The organism is Chryseobacterium sp. FR054, from assembly GCF_056844565.1.
The window spans coordinates 102,700-124,073 of the sequence record NZ_JBXDSA010000006.1 but is presented as its reverse complement, the minus strand read 5'-3'; the positions used below and the strand labels follow the sequence as shown (position 1 = coordinate 124,073).

At 37.9% G+C, this 21,374-nt stretch carries 21 protein-coding genes; 7 read left to right on the top strand and 14 right to left on the bottom strand.

Annotated elements, in window-relative coordinates:
• Positions 1-8: 8 nt before the first annotated feature.
• Complete coding sequence (locus AC106S_RS21375) at positions 9-584, top strand: 5-formyltetrahydrofolate cyclo-ligase (protein ID WP_482441809.1); 576 nt, start codon at positions 9-11, stop codon at positions 582-584.
• On the opposite strand, the gene AC106S_RS21370 is transcribed toward AC106S_RS21375, so the two are convergent.
• The gene (locus AC106S_RS21370; RefSeq protein ID WP_482441807.1) at positions 533-1,120 is read right to left on the bottom strand and encodes a hypothetical protein; all 588 of its coding nucleotides are present in this window, start codon (positions 1,118-1,120) and stop codon (positions 533-535) included. The genes AC106S_RS21375 and AC106S_RS21370 overlap by 52 nt on opposite strands.
• Positions 1,104-2,270: a hypothetical protein gene (locus AC106S_RS21365; protein ID WP_482441806.1), complete on the bottom strand. Its 1,167-nt coding sequence runs from the start codon at positions 2,268-2,270 to the stop codon at positions 1,104-1,106. The genes AC106S_RS21370 and AC106S_RS21365 overlap by 17 nt, the downstream gene beginning before the upstream one ends.
• A gap of 183 nt (positions 2,271-2,453) precedes the next feature.
• On the opposite strand from AC106S_RS21365, the gene AC106S_RS21360 reads away from it, so the two are divergent.
• Positions 2,454-2,780 carry a hypothetical protein gene (locus AC106S_RS21360; protein ID WP_482441805.1) on the top strand — a complete coding sequence of 109 codons (327 nt, stop codon included), beginning with the start codon at positions 2,454-2,456 and terminating at the stop codon, positions 2,778-2,780.
• A 147-nt stretch (positions 2,781-2,927) separates the two neighbouring features.
• Here AC106S_RS21360 and AC106S_RS21355 read toward each other — a convergent pair whose 3' ends face one another.
• From AC106S_RS21355 to AC106S_RS21340, 4 genes are all read right to left on the bottom strand, one after another.
• Complete coding sequence (locus AC106S_RS21355; protein WP_482441803.1) at positions 2,928-3,695, bottom strand: TrmH family RNA methyltransferase; 768 nt, start codon at positions 3,693-3,695, stop codon at positions 2,928-2,930.
• Between the two features lie 20 nt (positions 3,696-3,715).
• The gene (locus AC106S_RS21350; RefSeq protein WP_482441802.1) at positions 3,716-4,507 is read right to left on the bottom strand and encodes a CPBP family intramembrane glutamic endopeptidase; all 792 of its coding nucleotides are present in this window, start codon (positions 4,505-4,507) and stop codon (positions 3,716-3,718) included.
• 93 nt (positions 4,508-4,600) lie between these two features.
• Positions 4,601-5,431 (bottom strand): LytTR family transcriptional regulator DNA-binding domain-containing protein, encoded by an 831-nt coding sequence (locus tag AC106S_RS21345; protein ID WP_482441801.1) that lies wholly within the window; start codon positions 5,429-5,431, stop codon positions 4,601-4,603.
• 12 nt (positions 5,432-5,443) lie between these two features.
• Complete coding sequence (locus AC106S_RS21340; RefSeq protein WP_482441799.1) at positions 5,444-6,949, bottom strand: DNA recombination protein RmuC; 1,506 nt, start codon at positions 6,947-6,949, stop codon at positions 5,444-5,446.
• A gap of 136 nt (positions 6,950-7,085) precedes the next feature.
• Here AC106S_RS21340 and AC106S_RS21335 point away from each other — a divergent pair, with 136 nt between their 5' ends.
• Both AC106S_RS21335 and AC106S_RS21330 read left to right on the top strand, forming a co-directional pair.
• Positions 7,086-7,760, top strand: a complete 675-nt coding sequence (locus tag AC106S_RS21335) for a response regulator transcription factor (RefSeq protein WP_482441797.1) — start codon at positions 7,086-7,088, stop codon at positions 7,758-7,760.
• A 2-nt stretch (positions 7,761-7,762) separates the two neighbouring features.
• On the top strand, positions 7,763-9,133 hold the full coding sequence (locus AC106S_RS21330) for a sensor histidine kinase (protein WP_482441795.1): 1,371 nt from the start codon (positions 7,763-7,765) through the stop codon (positions 9,131-9,133).
• A 404-nt stretch (positions 9,134-9,537) separates the two neighbouring features.
• Here the strand turns inward: AC106S_RS21330 and AC106S_RS21325 are convergent, their stop codons facing one another.
• Positions 9,538-10,050, bottom strand: coding sequence for a hypothetical protein (locus tag AC106S_RS21325; protein ID WP_482441794.1), 513 nt, complete (start codon positions 10,048-10,050; stop codon positions 9,538-9,540).
• A 126-nt stretch (positions 10,051-10,176) separates the two neighbouring features.
• Complete coding sequence (locus AC106S_RS21320; RefSeq protein WP_482441793.1) at positions 10,177-10,353, bottom strand: hypothetical protein; 177 nt, start codon at positions 10,351-10,353, stop codon at positions 10,177-10,179.
• Between the two features lie 367 nt (positions 10,354-10,720).
• On the opposite strand from AC106S_RS21320, the gene AC106S_RS21315 reads away from it, so the two are divergent.
• From AC106S_RS21315 to AC106S_RS21305, 3 genes are read left to right on the top strand one after another with little or no spacing between them, the layout of a single operon-like run.
• Positions 10,721-11,995 (top strand): TolC family protein, encoded by a 1,275-nt coding sequence (locus AC106S_RS21315; protein WP_482441792.1) that lies wholly within the window; start codon positions 10,721-10,723, stop codon positions 11,993-11,995.
• A 10-nt stretch (positions 11,996-12,005) separates the two neighbouring features.
• Positions 12,006-13,121 (top strand): efflux RND transporter periplasmic adaptor subunit, encoded by a 1,116-nt coding sequence (locus tag AC106S_RS21310; RefSeq protein WP_482441791.1) that lies wholly within the window; start codon positions 12,006-12,008, stop codon positions 13,119-13,121.
• Positions 13,121-16,219 (top strand): efflux RND transporter permease subunit, encoded by a 3,099-nt coding sequence (locus tag AC106S_RS21305; RefSeq protein ID WP_482441789.1) that lies wholly within the window; start codon positions 13,121-13,123, stop codon positions 16,217-16,219. The genes AC106S_RS21310 and AC106S_RS21305 overlap by 1 nt, the downstream gene beginning before the upstream one ends.
• Positions 16,220-16,280: 61 nt before the next feature.
• Here the strand turns inward: AC106S_RS21305 and AC106S_RS21300 are convergent, their stop codons facing one another.
• The 6 genes from AC106S_RS21300 to AC106S_RS21275 all read right to left on the bottom strand — a co-directional run bounded on the left by AC106S_RS21300 (position 16,281) and on the right by AC106S_RS21275 (position 21,192).
• A complete protein-coding gene (locus AC106S_RS21300) occupies positions 16,281-17,036 on the bottom strand; it encodes a DUF5995 family protein (protein WP_482441788.1) in 756 nt (251 codons plus the stop codon).
• Between the two features lie 301 nt (positions 17,037-17,337).
• Positions 17,338-17,574, bottom strand: a complete 237-nt coding sequence (locus AC106S_RS21295; RefSeq protein ID WP_482441787.1) for a bacteriocin-like protein — start codon at positions 17,572-17,574, stop codon at positions 17,338-17,340.
• A 158-nt stretch (positions 17,575-17,732) separates the two neighbouring features.
• A complete protein-coding gene (locus tag AC106S_RS21290) occupies positions 17,733-18,884 on the bottom strand; it encodes an alpha/beta hydrolase-fold protein (protein WP_482441786.1) in 1,152 nt (383 codons plus the stop codon).
• A 37-nt stretch (positions 18,885-18,921) separates the two neighbouring features.
• Entirely contained in the window at positions 18,922-19,428 is a 507-nt protein-coding gene (locus tag AC106S_RS21285) for a YciI family protein (RefSeq protein WP_482441785.1), read from the bottom strand.
• A gap of 15 nt (positions 19,429-19,443) precedes the next feature.
• Positions 19,444-20,622, bottom strand: coding sequence for a nicotinate phosphoribosyltransferase (gene pncB, locus AC106S_RS21280; RefSeq protein ID WP_482441783.1), 1,179 nt, complete (start codon positions 20,620-20,622; stop codon positions 19,444-19,446).
• 93 nt (positions 20,623-20,715) lie between these two features.
• A complete protein-coding gene (locus AC106S_RS21275; protein ID WP_482441781.1) occupies positions 20,716-21,192 on the bottom strand; it encodes a Dps family protein in 477 nt (158 codons plus the stop codon).
• Positions 21,193-21,374 lie beyond the last annotated feature (182 nt).

Genomic DNA, 21,374 nt, shown 5'->3' with positions numbered 1-21,374 from the left:
CGTCAATTATGCTGAAAGCTGAACTAAGAAAAAAATATATGCAAAAAAGAAAAGCCTTGTCTTCTGATGAGGCTTTTGTGTTATCTGAGAAAATATTCAGGAACTTTCTGGATTATTTCAATCCCCGGGAAGGGCAGAAAATACATATTTTCATTCCCATTGAGAAATTTAACGAGATTGATACCCGGATCTTTATTGAATATTTTTTTGAGCATCATATCCGCGTGTATGTGCCGAAGATTATTTCAGATCAGCTTATTGCGGTTGAAATTTCTGAGGATTCGGTTTTTGAAACCAATAACTGGGGAATTTCGGAACCTGTTAACAGTAATGATTCCGGGGAAACCGGTTTTGACTTTGTCATTACCCCATTGCTATACTGCGACCGTCACGGAAACAGAATAGGATACGGAAAAGGCTTTTATGACAGGCTTTTTCAGAATATTTCACAGGAAACAAAAAAAGTCGGGGTCAATTACTTTAACCCCGATGAATATGTGGATGATAGCTGGGAAAATGATATTCCTTTAGACTATTTGGTTACGCCTGTTGAAGTGGTGTCTTTTTTTAGCGGAGCAGAGTAAAAATCAAGGAAGTAGAATTTAAACTCTTTCTGCATTTTAGATGGAGTCAATAAAAGGATATATTGTGCATTTTTTTCAAAGGTTCCCAGAGATTTCTTTTTGTCATCGAAATATTCCACATCGAATCTGGCATAATCTAAGGTGTCTTTTTTATAGAATTCTTTATAAACATTCAGATTATTCACTTTTACCGATTTTACTTTCAGGCTGTCCAGTTCTCTGAACAGTTTTTTGAATGTTAAAGAATCCGGTTTATGAAAATAGCTTTCCATCTGTGAATAAATAGCGGTGTCTATTTCTGTATTTCTGTTCCCGGTCAGGTAAAGGGTGGAGAGATCAAGCAGTTCCTGAACTTTCTGCTGGGTGATGGAATTGATGACCTGCATGCTGTCCATCTGTACGGCAGGGTAGCTTTTGGTGTTGTTGCTGTTTCTCAGTTTTTCGAGATCACTTACAGATTCCGTTTTTTTGTTATTGCAGGCAGCGAATGCAATTATAAGTACTGCCAGAAGTAAAAAGTTATTTATTTTTTTCATCTGTGGATGCAATTTTAAATTTGATAGATATTATTTTTCCTTTTTTATCCTTAATCATTTCAATAAGATTCAGGTTTTTTAAGGAGGTGGTAGGAGTGGTTACCAGTGTGATGTATTTTTGCTTGTCCAGCCTTTCAATTCCGTAGATATTGTTATCATAGATCTGATAGATTACGGCTGTATTACTGATCAGGTTTTCCAGCTGGTTTCTTTTCTGTTTAAGGAGTTCCGGATTTCCTTTGGCATCTTTTACCGAAAAATAATAGGCTGCCATCTTATAATCATCCGGCTTCAGTTCTATGCGCTCTTCATCCGGAGCATTTTCAAGACTCCTGGTTACGGTAAGGGGTTCATACAGGGGAGAGGTAATCACCATTTTCAGATTTTTATCTTTGGTGGAATAATAAAAGCATTCATTCGGCTTTATTTTATACAGGATAGGAGACTCATTATCCTTCATCACCATAATATTAAGGGTATTGATTGCGGAAGTTCCCCTGTCTTTATCCACAAAACAATATTTATAGGTTTTTGAAAAAATTTCATCTTTAAAACCCAGAAGTCCGGTAATCGTAATTAAAACTGAAGTTACAATAGCCCATACATGTTTTTTAAAGAAATTTTTCTTAGGGACAGCGGGTGTTGTTCCAGGATTCTCTGTTAAAGTTGTGTTTTGTTTAAGTGTTTGATTATCAGTATTTGATTTTTGTAAATCGGCATTTTCATGCGGCTGATATACTGTTTTTGGAAGCTGGATTTCAGATTTTGGAAGTTCCGGAGCTTCAGCAACCGTTTTTTCCAGTTCATTGATTTCTTCCTCATCAGTTTCTTCATTATCCTGAAGAAGTTCACCGGCAAAAAGGTGCTGTTTCTTGAACTCGTACCATGAGTCGTATCCCGCATAAATACTCAGTAAATTGAGCATATCTATTCTCGGTAATTTGGTGACTGGCGAAGTTTTGAAATAGGTGTAAAATGACTTTTCACTGATGTTGCCTTTCGCTTTTTTGCGCAGGTCTTCCTGGAAATATATAATATCAATCCCCTTCCATTTAGAAATATCATCATGGGAAGGAGTGTATTCTTTTAAATATTGTGCCTGAACGTCCTTTTTAAGCTGTTCAAAGTGCAGTAGATCTAAATCTGTCAATTTTTTGTTTAATAATTAATTTGTTGATTATCAGTTATGTTTTTTTGTAAAACTATTTTACAAATGTATTACAATTATTTTTCATAAACAACTTTTCTATCTGCTATACCTTTGTCTTGTTCAAATAACAGAACAGAAGAAAATTTTATAAAACAATATTAACAAAATTAAATTTAATTTATTATGAAAAAGTCATTATTCGTAGCTGCTATCGCTGCAATCTCTCTAGTTGCTTGTAAAAAAACTGAAGCTACTGCTACTGAAGGAACTAACGATTCTGCTAACGCTCCTGTTGAAACTGCTGCTAACGTAGCTGATTCTGCTAACAAAGTAATCGATTCTGCTGCTACTGCTGGTGTTCAGGCAACTAAAGATGCTGCTGCTGCTACTACTGCTGCTGGAGCTGAGGCTGCTAAAGATGCTTCTAAAGGAGCTGCTGATGCTGCTAAAGGAGCTGCTGAAGCTGCTAAAGACGCTACAAAAGAAGCTGCTAAAGAAGCTAAGAAATAATTTTAGCTTAAGCTTAAATAATAAAAGAACCGTTTCACCCAGTGAGACGGTTTTTTTATGCTCTTTTTTTATCAATATTCTTATAGTTCGGTTTGAACAAATACTTGCAGGGAAGGATATCTTTTTGTTCGGGTTTGCCTTCTGAAATTATCCCTTCTTCTGCCTTAAGGATTCATAACAGGTTATAGCTACGGCATTGCTCAGATTCAGGGAATCGATGCTTCCGGACATAGGAATGAGGGTGTTTTTTCCTTTTCCGGTCCAGAAATCGCTTAAACCGGAATGTTCTGTACCGAATAATACGGCAGAACGCTGTGTAAAATCTCTTTTATAAAGGTCTTCAGCAGTCTCATCCATAAGAGTGGTGTAAATATTGAATGCATTTTTCCGGAGAAATTCAAAGGTTTCCTGGTTTTCGGCCTGATAAACTTCCATTCCGAAAAGACATCCTACACTGGATCTGATCACATTGGGGTTGTAAAAATCAGTTTTTCCGTCAGAAACAATCAGGGCATCAATGCCGAATGCTTCGCAGCTTCTTAAAATTGCCCCCAGGTTTCCAGGCTTCTCTACACCTTCCACAATGATAACCGTGGCATTTTCTTTAGGTACAAATGACGATAAAGGGTTTTCCTTAGCCCGGTATATACCGATAATTCCCTCGGAACTTTCTCTGTAAGCTATTTTCTCATATACTTTTTCACTTACATAATGAATTCTGGCATCAGGAAGCTGTCCTTTAAAAATATTTTCACAGATGAAAAACTCTACGGCTTCAAAACTGAAACGTAATGCTCTTTCATTTTCCTGCCGGCCCTCAACTACAAAAACTTTTGATTTTTTACGAAACCTATTGTCAGTAAGGAGTTTAGTGACATTTTTTATTTTATCGTTTTGAAAACTTTCTATCAACATTCTGCAAAATTATGCAAAATTTATGATTGAACTTCTCTGGTCCTGATAAAAGCACTTTTCCAGATCACCTCAAAAGGGATTTTATTTTTTCTTTTAAAATAAATGATAAGTACGATTACAACGACAATTGAGACTATTTTATAAAGATTTCCGTAGAGATTTCCCGAAACATTTTCCGAGACATTAAATATTTCCCAGTACATATTCATAAAGAAATGAAGGAATATAGCTGTCCATAAGTTGTAATCCGTTTCAAAATATGTCCATGCAAAGAATACTGAGCCTAGAAATGTAATGGCAAATATCTCAAACAATTCTGTAATGTTCTGACTTTGATATAAATGTACCTGAGCAAAAAGCAAGGAACCGAATAATGCGGATGATAAAAAACCAAGTCTGGTAAACCGGAATAGTATTCCGATAAGAAAAGACCGGAAAATAATCTCCTCAAAAAATGCTGAAGAAAGTGTGTTGATAAAGAGGGATTCCAGGTTTATTTTGCTTATTGCCTTAAAATGAATCAAATACCCGATGAGCATGGGAAGGGTTCCGGTAAATGCAAGCATAAATCCTCTGCTAATGGGTTTGTTTAATGAAAACAGATCTGCAATATTCCTTTTGGGAAACAATACTTTTAAGGTAACCATCAATGGAATTAATGTCACAGAATAAGCAATTACATGGGCAATAGCCTTGCTGTGAAGGACACTTTTTGTAAAAGTCTGGATCGTTTTAAAATAAAATAAATCGAAGAAATAATAGATGGTAAAGCCTGCAATAAAGATTAAGAAGAAGCTGATTTTTTTACTCATGTCTGTTAATTTTTGAGCAAAAATGTAGCTTTAAATCCAAACTTTTAAGGTAATGTGATGAATAACAAAGAATAGTGACGAATGACAAAATTATCAATGCTGCTTCTGCAATTGAGGAATAATTGATGGTATGAAACTTCTTGAAACAGGAATTTCAAAGTCAATTTCAGGAAGAATTAATTTATAGCCCTGAGCATTTCCTTTGATTTTTTTTACCCTTCCCAGATTGACGATATAAGATCGGTGGCATCTTTTAACAGAATCTGTTCCGATTTGCTGTAAAGCACCGGATAAGCTTATTCTGATCAGTATTTTTCTTAAACTGTCATTCTCTATAAAATAAAATGTACAGTAATTTTCCATAGACCGAACCAATAAAAAATCATTTTCAGCGATGATAAGTTCTGTATTCTGTGCGGATATTTTCAGGAGATTTTGTTGTTGTCCGGAAATGGGAAGATTGGGATAAATATTGTGAGCTGTATTTTCATGTATATTCTTTAAATAGATATACCGTGATAAAATGTATATGACAGAAACCGGAATTCCGATTGCCAGGGAATACAGTAGCATATAAAAATAATTACCGGGATCAAGCTTTACATGGCTTACAAATAATGCATTATAAAAATAGGAAAAAACAGATCCCAGGAATAAAATGAAAATTATTTTTAAGAGCTCGGTGCCGATATTCCAGTTGCTAAAAAGGGAAGTTATAAGGTTGACAATGAAAAAAACAGTTCCGAAAATAATGCAGTAGGGAAAAAGTATCAGGAATTTATTAGGATGCCGGAAGTTTTCCGTACCAAAAGGCTGAAAAATAATCAAAAACAGATATACCGAAATTCCGGCTCCCAGAGAAGAAACCAATATTTCTTTGAGGGATTCGGACTTTGGATAAGGATATGATGCAAAAAAAAACATATAATAAGGGATTTAGCTTTCTGATTGGTCAGTAAAACTGCTGTTGTCAATAAGACTTTGAGGCAGGTCCTTTTTATTTTTGATTCCTAAGGATTTCAGTTTTTGAGTTTGAATCACAAGGTTGTCATTTCCGGTATGAAGCTGTTTATAAGCTTCGTTGTAAACATTTTTAGCCTGGTCAAGATTTCGTCCTACTTTTTCCAGATTTTCTACAAAACCTACGAATTTATCATAAAGTCTGGCACCGCGGTCTGCGATCTCTATTGAGTTTCTGTTCTGGTATTCACGCTTCCAGAGATCAGCAATGAGTTTAAGGGAAGTGATCAGATTGCTTGGATTCAGCAAAAGGATTCTTCTTTCATACGCATAGTTCCAAAGATTCTGATCGGCCTGCATAGCTGCAATATAAGCCGGTTCACTTGGGATAAACATCATTACAAAATCTAAAGATTTTCCATAATCGTCATATGCTTTTTGACTTAATTGATTAATATGGTTCTTGATAGATCCAAGATGCCGGCTCAGTTTTATGGCATAAACGTCAGCATCGGTTTCATCTACCAATTCTGTGAAAGCTGTCAGTGATACTTTAGAATCAATAATCACGTTTCTTTCATCAGGATATTTTACAACGGCATCGGGACGCATTTTTTTCCCGGAGAATTCTGAGAATAAAGCTTTATTATCTTCATCACGCAATTCATGTTCCAGAAAATATTCTCTTCCTTTTACCAGTCCTGATTTTTCGAGGATGCTTTCCAGGATCATTTCTCCCCAGTTTCCCTGGGTTTTGCTTTCACCTTTTAAAGCACGGGTCAGTTTTTTGGCATCATCAGAGATCTGCTGGTTAAGTTCTGCAAGTTCTTTTACCTTTTCAGCCAGAGAGAAGCGTTCTTTATTTTCTTTTTCATAGGCTTCATTCACTTTGTTCTTCAAATCGGCTATTTTTTCCTGAAAAGGTTCAAGAATGTTTTTTAAATTATTCTGATTCAGCGTAGTAAACTTTTCTGTCTTTTCCTCTAAAATTTTAGTGGCCAGATTTTCAAACTGCAGCCTGGATTCCTCCTGAATCCTGATGATCTCCTCTTTCCGGGTTTGTAAAGACTGTTGCAGGCTTTCGTTCTGAGCGGCAAATTCTGCATTTTTAGCTAAAATATCCTGCTTTTCAATGGTCAGCACTTCCAGTTGGGAAGTCTGTCTGTTGTTTAACTGCTTCAGTTCCTGAAACTGGGTATTCACAGAAGTATACTCTGCCGAAAGTTTTGCAAACTCATTTTTCAGATCATTCAGCAGATCCTGGCTGAGCAGATGCTGTTCTTTTTCTTTGCCATTTTCTTCATTCAGTTCCCTGATCTTTTGAAGAGCGTTGGTAAGATCAGCATTATTTTTAATATGTAAATTATTTAATTCTTCATAGGAACTTCTTGAAACCGAGGATGATTTCAGGGCCAGATATACAATCAGGGCACCCAGCAGGCCCCCGGTAATACATCCGATAATTAGGTAGGTTATCTCCATTTTTCAAAATTATGAAAAAAGGCCGGATGTTGGAGGTGTTTACGGATATGTACGGCTTTAAAATATCTTCTGTCTTTGTTCCCGATTTCTCTTCTAACTACATAATGGCTATATTTATGGGAAATTTCTGAAGCACATGAATATTTTATTGGTTGAAGATGATCAGAGAATTAGCAATTTCCTGATAAAAGGACTTTCAGAAGCGGGATACCATATCGCACTTGCAGAATCCGGAGAAAAAGCAAGAGAGCTTCTTAATACCTATGACTTTGATATTATTCTGATGGATATTATGCTTCCCGGGCTGGATGGGATACAGCTTACACAGATGATCCGGTTTAAAGGAAATTATACCCCGATCCTGGTGCTGAGTGCGCTGAACAGTCCGGATGATAAAATTAAAATGCTGGATCTGGGAGCGGATGATTATCTGTCCAAACCTTTTCATTTTGATGAACTTATTTCAAGAGTAAAAGCCTTAACAAGAAGAAATAAACTGAGTTACCAGAAGGAAAACCAGCTTCTGGTATGCGGAAATATCATTATTGATACAGATCTCCATAAGGTAACCCAGGATGATAGGGAAATTGGATTGTCTCCAACGGAATATAAACTTTTTACCTACCTGTTGGAAAATAAGAATAAGGTCCTGAGCAGAACACAGATCCTTCATAAGGTATGGGGAATTGATTTTGATAATGCAACGAATGTAGTGGATGTCTATATTTCCTATATCCGCAATAAAATTGATGAGACCAATCAGAAAATTATTCATACCGTGAAAGGAACCGGATACTTAATTAAAGACTGAAGATGACGCTCAGAAACAGGTTTACCCTTATTTCAAGCCTTTCTTTCGGCATTGTTTCTATCGTTACATTTGTAGTGATATTCTTTGCCTATTATGACAGTACAAAAATTTTTTACTTTGAAAAGCTAAGAAATACGGCCCTTATTTCTGCAATTTATTACCTTGAAAAAGATGAACTGCCCAAAGACAGACATGCACAGATCAAAAAAGAATACAATCATCTTATTCAGAACAACAGGGTAGCTGTTTATAACAAAAATAATGAAGTTACATTTGGTCATAATCTGAATGACCATAACATCAAACTGCGGCATTTAGAAGCTGCCAGAAATAATAAAGGGGTACAGTTTATGGCCGACAAGAGCTTTTATTCCGGAATCTTCTATCCGGATAACCAGGGTGATTTTGTTGTTTTTGTAAAATATCCGGACGATTCATTCCGGTCCCAGATGATCAGGCTTTCTGTGATTATGGCTTCCGTACTGGCGCTGGGATTGCTGGCTATTTATTTTCTGAGCCGCTATCTTTCAAAAATTGTTTATAAACCCGTTTCCAATGTTGTGGAACGGATCAGTAATGTGGATTATAATAATATATCCGCAGCGATTACCTCTACCAATACCAATGATGAAATAGAAGAACTGATCAGGTCATATAATAAATTACTGGGCAGGATCTCAGAAAGTATGCTTCTGCAGCAGAATTTTATCAATTATGTTTCCCATGAATTTAAAACCCCTTTGGCCGCTATTTCCGGAAATCTTGAAGTATTCGCCCAAAAAGACAGAAGCCCCGAAGAGTACAGGAAAGTAGCGAAAGAATCTCTGGATAATGTGTACGAGATTGAAAATATTCTTAATAACCTTTTGCTGATGTCCGGAATGGCAAAGCTGGAATCTTCTCATCAACAGGTAAGAATAGATGAACTGATCTGGAAGATCTATGAAAAGCTGGAAGCCAGAGCAAAGGAAAATCATGCATCTGTTAAAATAGATCTGCAGGTTACAAAACCTGCTTTATTAGAGTTTCCTGGAAATGAGACACTTCTTTATCTTGCATTATATAATATTGTAGAAAATGCAATTAAATATTCCTATGATCATCCTGTGCAGATCATTTTATCGGAACAGGAAAATCAATTGAACATTGAAGTGAAAGATCATGGAAAAGGAATTCCTTCGGAAGATCTAGCCAAAATTACGGAGACATTTTACAGAGGGAAAAATGTGGATTCAGTTAAGGGAAGTGGTATTGGATTATCGCTGTCCCGAAGTATTTTTGATCATCATCATATTATCATGAAAATTGATTCTAAAGTAGATGTAGGGACGAATGTTCTGCTTATATTTCCGCCTGATTTTTTGAAACGGTAAGGCTTTTTTCCTAGTGTTTGGCCAGAGCCTATTAAATTTAATCTTTCGCAGATTTGAAAGATTTTGCAGATTTTTGCGTTTGTGAAAATCAACGGTTTTCCAAAACTCATGTGTACTTCTTATGCAAATTGCTTTTATCTTGCAATCACTTTAGTATTAAAATCTTTTGTGACTTTTGTGGTTTATTATTTTTTTTAACCTTATTAGGTTTTATTTTTCCACAGAATTCAGTAGAATGTATATGCGTTTTTTCATATAACAAAATTGCAGATAAACTGTTTCCGTCTTTAAACTTGGCTTTTATATCCGCTTTCATGTCAAAAGTAATCATTTAACATCTTAAAAATTAAAAACGAAACTTCTAAAAATAGAAACTTCGCTTTTAATTAAAAATATATATTTTTTTATTTATCCTTCAAATATTCTTCCAATGAAAAATCATCGCGATTACCCGGCTCAAAATACTTTTCTGCAGAAATAAATTCACCTAATTGATTAATATCTAAATCAGACGGATTATATACACTTGCCTTCCAGCCTTCAACTTTCATCGTTGAGCGGTTTTTATATCTCATCATTGTTCCAATAACTTTTAATTCATTTTCAATTTCATTAATAATAAAAGCTTCAAAAACAGTACCTAATAACGGATCAGGATCAGGGTCGGTAGTTATGTTTGAAACATAAGCAACAAATACATCTTCATAAATTTCATTTTTATAAGTGCTTATCTTATACAAATGGCGAGGTCTATATATTGTTGGATTCTGTTCTTCAATAAGTTCTTTCTCTTCAAAGATCCCTAAACTTTCGTCAAGATCTTCAATTGCCATATTATATAACTCTTTAACGCAGTTATTAAAAGCAATCAAATCATCTGAATGTAATCTTGTCCAGCATTCGGCTTCTTTATCCAAAAATTTTAAAATAAATTCTTTTATTTTTACCACTTTTCTGTCTAATTATCTTTTTTATTATCCCCCTTGTCTTCTTTTGCTTTCGCTTCAGCTTTACCATCAATTGACTCTTTATCCGCTTTGAAATTATCCGCCAAATAATTTACAGATTAAGCCCATGTTTATATAGTTCATCTTTTTCCTTCTCAGCAAAATATAATATATAGCATCAACCGTCATATCAAAAGTAATCATTTTATTTTGGGTTTTATCAGCTATTTTATCAGCTTCTTCTTCTTCTATTTTTTCTTCTGCTGTAAGCATCGGTCCAAGATTATATTCTGCACTTGTATTGATAATACTTAAGGCTTCCTTATATCCTGAACCTTTAAACCGGTCAGCAATTAAATGCTTCCTATGTGTCACTTTCCATTGGAGCCGTTTGAAGTGATATAACCTCTTGTACCTGAAGGCTTCACTGATAGCGAATAACCATTTATAATATGATTAAAAAGCCTTCCCTTGTCCATTGATATATTATTTTGTGAGATACAAATTTGTCATTTGTGTTAAAAAATAATCTCTACCTATTCTAATCAAATTCTAATGTTGAACTAACTGAATTCTAATTTCATTCGAAATTGAGTCTAATCTTACGCCGGTAATTTTGTGGTCTTAAATGATAAGACCTTTGAAGAAGATTATTTTTACCCTCCTGTATATTCATGGTTTCAGTTTCTTTTCGGCACAGATTTCCGATACGGTAAGTATTTCCAGGAAAGAAGCAGAAGCAGTTTTTCTTGCTAAAAACCTGGATCTCATTGCGCAGAAGCTGGAAATCTCCCAGGCGGAAGCACGGGCTGTTCAGGCTAAATACTGGCCCAACCCCAAATTAAGCATCAGTGAAGTCAATTTATGGAGAACATATGATATCGAAGAACAGCCGGCACTGATCGGGAACTGGGGAAAAAACAGCCAGATCTCGGCAGAGATTGAACAGGTGATTCAGACCGCCGGAAAGAGACGGAAAAATATCGAGCTTCAGAAAATAGAGGTGGAAGGAGAGAAGTATGAATTACAGGAAGTTCTGCGTGAGCTTAAAAAGACTGTGAGAAATATCATGACTGAGATCCAGTACAGCCAGGAACAGCAAAAGATTTATCAGGGACAGATCTCTTCCATTGAAAAATTAACAAGGTCTTATAACAATCAGCTAAACCTCGGGAATATCAGTAAGGCAGAATATGTCCGCCTGAAAGCGCAGGAAATTGAATTCAGGAAAAAACTGGTCTCATTGAAACAGGAAACTGAAGACCGACAGACAGAGCTGAAAGCCCTGTTAATGATGCCTGCCCGTTCTTACCTTATTATTTCAGATGCATTTGTCATGCCGGATAAAGAACTTTCCGAACTGGAACTTTCCCGGTGGCTGGAAAAAGCAAAAGAAAACCGCCCGGATATTCTGATTTCAAAAAATAAAGAAAAACACGCCGAGAAAAACCTGGAAATACAGAATGCTCTTAAAGTTCCGGATATTGCAGTTTCCATTGGGTACGACCGCGGAGGGAATATCATGAAGGATTTTATAGGACTGGGGATATCTGTCGATCTTCCCGTTTTCGACAGGAATAAAGGAAATATCCAGGAAGCCCGGCTGGAAATTCAGAAAATGAAAAATGAGACACAGAAAAACCTGTTGAAATCTGAGAATGAAATCATCTCTGTTTTCAGAAACTATATCCGGACACAGCAGGTGTCTGAAGAAATTGATGAAGCCTATGAATCTACACTGGACAGCCTATTGGTAAGCCATGAGAAAAATTTCAGGCTTAGAAACATCAGTATGCTGGAATACATGGATTTCCTGGATACCTATATCGGCAATAAAATGATCATTCTGGACACTAAAAAAGAACTTAATCAATATTACGAAAACCTGCAGTACGTTGTGGGACAGGATTTATAAATACCTACCGATGAGAATGAATACAACCCAATATATTGCTGTTTTTTATCTGTCTGCTTTGGTCACCCTTACAGGCTGTAAAGATCAGCAGGAAAATAAAGAAGAAAATAAAAGCTACTGCATCAGCAAAGAACTTAAAAAAGACATCCGGCTTGTAAAAGCAGAGATCCGCCCTATCGAGGAAAGTATTACGCTGACCGGGGAAGTGGAAAGCAATTCGGATAAAACCGTTCCGTTTGTAAGCCTTGTGGACGGAATAGTCACTGATACCTACTTTTCGCTTGGAGATTATGTGAAAAAGGGGCAGGTACTGGCCAGTGTAAAAAGTACGGCAGTCAATGAAATGCAGGATGATACCCGGACCTTACAGGCTCAGCTGGCTGTGGCCAAAAGAAAGCTTTCCTCTGTGGAAGCCATGTATAAAGATGATATTGCATCCCAAAGAGATTTACAGGAAGCAAAAGCTGAAGTGGCGATCCTGCAGTCCAATATTTCTAAAACACAGAAAAATATGCAGCTGTATTCAGCGGGAGGAAGTACCATTCAGATTAAGGCTCCGGCGGACGGCTATGTGATTTCTAAAAATGTTTCCAGAGGAATGCCGGTTACTGCCGGTGGAGATCAGCTTTTCACCATTTCCAATCTGGATAAGGTATGGGTGATGGCGAATGTATATGCTACAAACATGAGGAATGTATACGTAGATCAGCCTGTTGTCGTAAAGACGTTGGCTTATCCGGATGAAAGTTTTTCAGGAAAGATCAATACGGTTTCACAGGTCTTCAATGAAAATGAACGGGTGCTGAAGGCGAAAATCATTATGGATAATCATGGAATGAAACTACGGCCGGGAATGTCGGCAGACGTGGTTTTACCTCTTAATTCACAAAATAAAAACGCATTGGCAATTCCAGTCAAGGCCTTAATCTTCGACAACAATCAAAGCTATGTTGTGGTGTATAAAAAAGACTGCGAGCTGGAAATAAGGCCTGTAACGGAGATTGCTTCCAACAGCCGGCATATTTATGTAGAAGGAAACTTAAAGCCGGGAGAGACGGTCATCGCTTCCAACGGTCTGCTGATCTATGAGAACCTGAAAAATCAATTAAACAAAGCCGGGAAATAATGCGAAAATTTGTACAGAATATAGTTTCCTTCTCTTTAAAAAACTCACTGATCGTTCTGCTGGGAACTTTCCTTTTGCTGGCCGGAGGAATCTATTCCTATATTCATACGCCTATTGAAGCATTTCCGGATGTTACCAATACCAGGGTACGGGTAATTACCCAGTGGCCGGGAAGAAGTGCCGAGGAAATAGAGAAATTCGTCACCCTGCCGATTTCCAAGGAAATGAATTCTATTCCGAATAAAACTTCGGTAAGGTCTATTTCATTATTCGGATTGTCGGTGGTTACTGTCATTTTTGATGATCATATCAGTGATTTCTATGCCCAGCAGTATGCCTCCAATAAACTGGGAAATGTACAGCTTCCCAATGGTGCGGAATACAGCATTGAGCCTCCTTCCGGCGCAACCGGGGAAATTTACAGGTATATTATCAAAAGTAAACTGCCGATCAAAGAAGTGACAGCCATTCAGGATTGGGTTATTGAAAGAGAACTGCTGGCAGTGCCGGGAGTGGCGGATGTGGTGAGTTTCGGAGGAGAAGAAAAAACATATGAAATAAAAATTAATCCTACGGAACTGCATAATTATGACCTTTCCCCCCTGGATGTGTATGAAGCCGTCTCGAAAAGCAACATTAATGTAGGAGGAGATGTGGTGTCCAAAGGAGATCAGGCCTATGTAGTGAGGGGGATCGGTCTTTTGGAAAGGAAAGAGGATATTGAAAACATACAGATTGAGGTAAAAGGTTCCACACCAATTTTGGTAAAGCATGTTGCCGAAGTAAAAGTATCTGCCAAACCAAGACTGGGGCAGGTAGGATATAATAAGGAGAATGATGTGGTAGAAGGAATTGTGATCATGCTCCGCGGTGAAAATCCAAGTGAAGTGATTGCCCGGCTGAAAGAGAGAATAGAACAGCTGAATGGGGGAGAGCTTCCCGGTGATGTTCAGATCGAACCGATTATAGACCGTACAGAGCTGGTGAACACTACCGTTCATACCGTTTCCAAAAACCTGGTTGAAGGGGTAATTCTGGTTTCCGTTATTGTATTTATTTTCCTGTACAACTGGAGAACAACGTTTATTGTCGCTTCAGTGATTCCCCTGGCTTTCCTTTTTGCTATTATCATGCTGAAAATCCAGGGGCTTCCTGCCAATCTGATCTCTATGGGTGCGCTGGATTTCGGCTTGCTGCTGGAGGGAACACTCGTTATTGTTGAACATGTCTTTGTTGCCCTCGAACACAAAGCCCGGAAAATCGGACTGCGCAGATTCAATAAAATTTCAAAGCTGGGAATCATCAAAAAAAGTGCAGGAAGCGTGGCCGGCTATATTTTCTTTGCACTGTTGATCCTTATTGTTGCCCTGATGCCTATTTTCTCTTTCCGGAAAGTTGAAGGGAAAATGTTCTCTCCTTTGGCATTTACATTAGGATATGCATTATTGGGATCATTGATTCTGAGTCTCACATATGTTCCGGCGATGTGCAAACTCCTGCTGACGAAAAATATAGAGGAAAAGGAAAATTTTATTTCCAGATTCTTCAGAGTGAATATCTACCGGATTTATGAGTTCAGCGACCGTCACAAAAAAGGATTTATCATTGGGTTTGTTGCTTTACTCGCTGTTTGCGGCTGGAGATTCTCCAGCTATGGTTCCGAATTTTTACCGAAACTGAACGAAGGCGCAATCTACGTTCGTGCTACCCTTCCCAACAGTGTTAACCTGGATGAATCGGTACGTCTTACCAAAGAAATGAAGGACATCCTGATGAAATATGATGAAGTAAAATTCATCATGACCCAGACCGGGCGTCCTAATGACGGAACAGATCCCACCGGATTCTTTAATATAGAATTCAATATCCAGCTTAAACCGGAAAATGAATGGAAGAAAAAAATATCCAAAGAAGAACTGCTGGAGCAGATGAGGGTTTCCCTTGAAAAATATCCGGGAATCAACTTTGGTTTCAGCCAGCCGATCCAGGATAATGTAGAAGAATATGTAGCAGGGGTAAAGGCTCCGCTGGTGATCAAGATTTTCGGAAACGATTTATTCCAGCTTGAAGATTATGCCAATCAGGTAGCCAATTCCATCAGGACGGTTCCGGGAATTTCAGACGTTAATGTCTTTAAAAATATTGGTCTTCCGGAGCTCAGAATTCAGCTTCATGATTCCAAGATGGCAAAATACGGAGTGTCTACCGCAGATGCACAGGCTGTGATCGAAATGACCATCGGAGGGCAGGCAGCCACCAGATTTTATGAAAACGAAAGAATGTTTGATGTCATGCTGAGATTTGAAAAGCAGTACCGCGATACCCCGGAAAAAATGGGGGATATCCTGATCCCGACTCAGGATAATAAAAAGGTTCCGCTGAAAGAAATTGCAACGATTGATTATCATACCGGGCCATCGTTTATTTACCGTGAAGGAAACAGCCGCTATATCGGAGTTGGATTTAATATTGAAGGCCGCGACCTGGGAAGTACGATCAAAGAAGCAAAAGCAAAGGTGGAAAAAGAGGTGAAGCTTCCGAAAGGGCATAAAATGACCTGGGCAGGAGAGTTTGAAAGTAAAGAAAGAGCAGGAAAACAGCTGGCGATGGTGGTCCCGATTTCACTGGTTCTTATTCTGATGTTGCTGTATTTCAATTTTGGAAATATGAAAGATACCCTGATTTCTTCCATAACCCTTGCATTCGCATTTATCGGAGGATTTCTGTCGCTCTGGTTTACCGGAACTATTTTCGGAATCTCTGCGGGAATCGGGTTTATTATCCTTTTTGGGGTGGCTACCATTGACGGGATCGTTCTGATTGGAGTGATGAAAGAAAACCTGCAGAACAGAATGTCCCTTAAAGAATCCATTGCCCAGGGAGTGCAGAGCAGAATCCGTCCCGTAGTGATGATTGCCCTGATGGGATCAATGGGACTGCTGCCGGCAGCAATGTCCAACGGAATGGGATCGGAAATTCAGAAGCCGCTGGCTATTATGATTGTAGGCGGACTGATCATCTGTATGCTGCTGTCCTTTACCGTATTGCCCGTTGTTTTTCATTACGCTTACCGTAAAAAGCATAAGGAAACCTTATAGTTTCTTTTATTTTGTTCATTCTCTGGCCGGAATCCGTGAGGAAGATTCCGGCCTTTTTATGTTATACATTTTTTGTAGCTCCGAGGATTTCAATATTTTCAGCGACATCACTGCTTTCACATTTTTTAAGTTCCTTTAAAAGTGCCGGAGTAAGAATTTCAGGGCTCAGGATCTGTGATGCTACCTTTGCAGCGGCATAATCCACAATGTCAATCACTGATTCTCTCAGGAATAACGGGGTATTGGAAGCGATCACTGCTGTTGCCCAAGATGTTTCTCTTGCCTTTGAGATAGCAAAATCCAGAACCGCATTATCATTTCCATTGGAAATTTTATCAATCAGATTCACGGGATAGCATATTTTATTCAGGGAATCCTGAACTTTCTGATTAATGGAAGCGATGACCGTGTTGATATGGTTAAAATCTTTCTTCAGCGGATTGATTTTCCGGTACGGCATAATTGAGGCTGCTGAAATTCCGAGATCCAGATTGATGTGCGCATTCATTCCCAGGAAAATGTGCTGTAAAATTAAAAGATTTTTATTCTTACAGGCTTCAAATGCGATATACCAGGCGTTGGTACATTTTCTCCCTTTGCTGTAATTTTCCCATGCTTCCAGATACCTTTGGGCAAAAGCAAGATCGAGGAGGGCCATTCTCGGATTGTCTTCAAATTTTTTCTGCTGAATCCCTTTTAAAACCTGTGCGGTCATAGCCCGGTAGGTGCAGGCAAAATATCCCGCGGGACTCTCTTTTTCCTTACACTGAATGATGATTTCATCCAGCTTTTTCAGAACTTCTTCAATGGTTTTCATGGTGTGGTCTTTGTCTGAATAAAGATAATGAAAAAGAAGAATGAAGAAAATAAAAAAAACTCAGTTCGGGATAGGAATATCTGATTTTAGACCGGTTGGAAGCCGGGATCCGGAAGAAGAAAGTTATGAAGCCTGCTGATAATAAGTCTTCATGTATTTAGAGTAATCTGATTTTGCTGAGACTTTCAGTATCTATAACTGAAAGTAACTTCCATCCTTTTTATCCTAAAACTCCTTCACCCGGACCCAGATTGAAAAAGCCGTCTCATTCGGGACGGCTTTTGTATGGTTTCATTGATATTTATGGAAACAGAGGTAGCGGATCAAGGGGTTCGATAGGTACAAGAACCTTTGGTTTACAGTAGCCGGTGTTGACTTCGCATCTTCCGTTGACGCATATATAATCCGTCATCGTAGTTGATCCGTCAGGACATCTGATCATGGCTTCACCGTGGCATCCGCCGTTACACAATGCAGGGTATAGATTTCCACCTGATATTTCTTTCAGTTCAGTTCTTGAAAGCTTAGATAAGTTCATTTTTTTCATGGGATCATTTTATGAGGTTATTTTGTATGATGTTGAAAATGAACATCTAATATAATAAAAATAAATCACTATTTTGTTATATAATTTATTTTTTTGAGTTTTGAAAAAAGAACAAGGCTGTTTTTTAAGAAAAAACTGTTAGTTGATACTTATTTTATTATTTCCTGTAACTCTGTTTCTAATTCCTGCTTTTCCTTTTCCGTATACAGTTCAGAATTCACTAAAGATGTCTTGAATTTTTTGACTGTCTGAAGGTAATTCTGCTTTAATTGAATCTGAGCTTGTATGATATATAAGAAACCTTGTGAAAAATTGGGATACGAATCCATTAATATCTGCCAGGCCTGAATAGCTTTGTCGTATTGTTTTTCATTATAAAAGAACCATCCCTTGCCATTTAAGACACCAATTGAAAAATTGAGTTTGGTTCCATAGCCGGATATTATTTTTTGCTCAAGAGATTTTTTAATACTTAAATCTTTTTGTTTATTGGATGAATATTCAGCCTGAATACCGGACCATTCTTCAAATAGCTCATACAGTGCAGTGTTTATTACCAAACCAGGCGTTGCATTGTGGTCAGCGGCTTTAAAGCGATACCCTTTAATATCTAAAAAAGGATTGGGAACACTCTTTTTTATAACAGAATCCATCCTGGCAAAATCCTCGGGATAATCGTTCCCAATTCCGAAACGGTAATATTTTTTTGAAGTATAGGAAAGATTGCTCATCTTCCTTACAGAATCCGTTAAATCAATATTTTTCTGAAAGAAAAAAGGACTCATAGAAATAACACCGTTCACATCGTTGATTCTTGAAGTAAAGACAGCAGTTGTGAAATAACCATATCTTGAATGACCAATTAATATCCTGAATTTTGAAGCTTTGTAATCTTTTTCGGCAAGAGGGATAAGCTCCTCAAAAATGAATTTTTCATTTTCAAGCGCAAGTCCATTCGGGTCCGAGGTTTTGTACTGGGTTTCATTGTAACGGTAGCGCTGTTCAGATTCCACGCTGATTATTACAGATGAGGGCATCTGTTCAGTACTTGTCAGATAATCAATGGTATTGATGATATAATTATGGCTTCTTTTGTTTTGTTTGTCAAATACAATAATTAATGGAAAATTGTTTTTTATTCCATTTTGCCACTCTATCGGAACTGTTACCGATATTTTTTTTCCAAATCCCAGGTTTTTTGAGTGTATGGTTGTGTCTTTTAGCTTTTTATATCTTTCGTAGTTTTGTGCGAACAGGGTGGCGGTAAATAGAATAAAGAGTAAAGATAATCTTTTTGACATCTCGGTTTGTTTTTAATAGGGGATGAACCCCATGTTATTATGGATTTTCCTTAGAGATTTCTTTATGATGCTTCAGGTATAAAGGCAGTGCTGCCGAGCCGTACCAGGGAAAGATCTCGTAACTGAAAACCCCGGCCTGTACTGCGGGATCTGTTTTTACCCATTGTTCGGCTTCTTCTTTAGATTTTGTATTGAAAATAAACATACCCCGGTAATTTTCCTTATTTTTTTCTAAGAACGGACCTGCCACAATGATCTTTCCTTCATCCGCAAGTTTTGTAATATTTCCCATATGCCCCTTCATCAGTTCTCCCATCCGGGTTTTATCTTCAATTGTGGTGGCTCCGGTGGTCAGCATAACGATGGTATAGGCCTTCATTCCGTACTGGTCTGCGCCTAAAGATTTTGCCAGTTCCCCGTTAAATACTGAAGATGCAGAGGCAGGTTTAGCAGATTCTCCCTTTTTTCCGTCCTGCCCTTTGGTATAGACAAAACATGAAGACATCAGCAGAGAGATCACAAATAATGAGAGTATTTTTTTCATGGTTTCAGGGATTGATTAATTTTTTATTCTTAAAAATTCCTTGGCCAGTTCGATCATTTTCGGATCTCCGGTATATTTTCCATGTTCATCAGAAAGTTTTACCGTAGGAATCCACTCCTGGTTGGGAGCCTGAACGCCGATAAGCTTCATAACGATATTCATAGGCTTCAGACCTACGTCGTTGGTAAGGTTGGTGCCTATTCCGAAAGAGATTCCTATCTTTCCCCGGCAGTAGTTCGTGATTTCCTCTACTTTTTCAAGGTTCAGGGCATCGGAGAAGATAATGTACTTGAACATCGGGTTGATCCCGTTTTTCTGATAGTGGGCAATCGTTTTATCAGCAAACTCCAGAGGGTCACCGCTGTCATGACGGACTCCATCGAACAGCTTGGCGAATTTTTTGTCAAACTGCTGGAAAAATACATCTGTTGTATAGGTGTCAGACAGTGCTACTCCAAGATCACCTCTGTATACATCTACCCAGTGTTCCAGTGCCAGCTCGTTGGCCATTTTGAACCCGTATTCTGCGGCATGGAACATAAACCATTCATGAGCGTGAGTCCCGATAGGCTTTACTCCGTACTTCATGGCAAAATGAACGTTTGAACTTCCGATGAATGTAGAATCTTTTTTCTGGGTTAAAGCTTCCATGACCAGATTCTGTACTTTATAAGAGTGTCTTCTCCGTGTTCCGAACTCAGCGAAAGTTACCCCAAGCCTGCCCAATGAATCTGCCTTTTCAATGGTTTTGCTCATTACCACTTCATTGGAATCTCTTTCCATATGATTCATTTCGTAATGCAGTTCACTGATCAGAGCCAGTAACGGAACTTCCCAAAGAATCGTTCTGTACCACAATCCTTCCACAGTTACGCTGAGATCACTTCCTTCCTGGTGAATTTTTACCTCAGACGGATCATAATGATAGCCTTCCAGGAAATCAAGATACGGGAGATCAATATAAGGGCAGGTTCTTGCCATAAATTTCTTTTCATCTTTCGTCAGCTTTAATTCGGCCATTTTATTAACCGCTTCTTTCAGCGCCACATCAAAACCGGGAGGGAAATGGTGCTTTCCTCTGTTGATGAATTCATACTTTACAATAGAATTCGGGAATAATTTTACCACTGCATTCTGCATGGTTATTTTATAGAAATCATTATCGAGGATAGAGTTTAATCGAACGTCGTGCATAATATGTGTAATTTTAACGCAAATATAATCATTAAAAATAAAAATCGCCTAAATGTAAGACGATTTTTTTATTATTCAGATGATTTTTACAGGTTACTTCCCTAAATAAGAGTTGTACATCCATACTTCTTTTTCCTGTTCTGTGATGTAATCGCTCATCTGGGAGTTGGTTCCTTCATCTCCTGCTTTATCCGTAATATCCAGAAGTTCCCTCTGAAGATCGATAACCACTTTGAATGAATTAAGAATAAGCTCAACACTTTTGGTGGCATCGCTTACTTCTTTGCTTTCCTTAATGGTAGCTACTTTCAGATAATCAGAATAGTTGTGGGCAGGTGTTGCTCCCAGCGTAAGGATTCTTTCCGCAATTTCATCGATTTTTAATACCAGGCTGTTGTACAGTTCCTCAAATTTCGGGTGAAGGGTAAAGAACTGATCTCCTTTGATATTCCAGTGTGAACCTCTTGTATTCTGGTAAAATACGGAGTAATTCGCCAAAAGGATATTTAGTTTTTCTGAAATGTTTTTACAGTCGGCTTCTTTCAGGCCGATAATGCTTGCATTTTTCATAAGTTTACTTTTTTATACTGACAGAATCAGAAAATATTGTGCCGAAACGGGTTATTGTCAATAGATGATAACTATAAAGATATGTTTTAAAATAGTTTGGAAATATTGATTTTAAATGAAAAACTAAAACCGGAAACCGGATAAAGGTAAACATTTTTCCTGCGCTGCCGGTTTACAGCAGA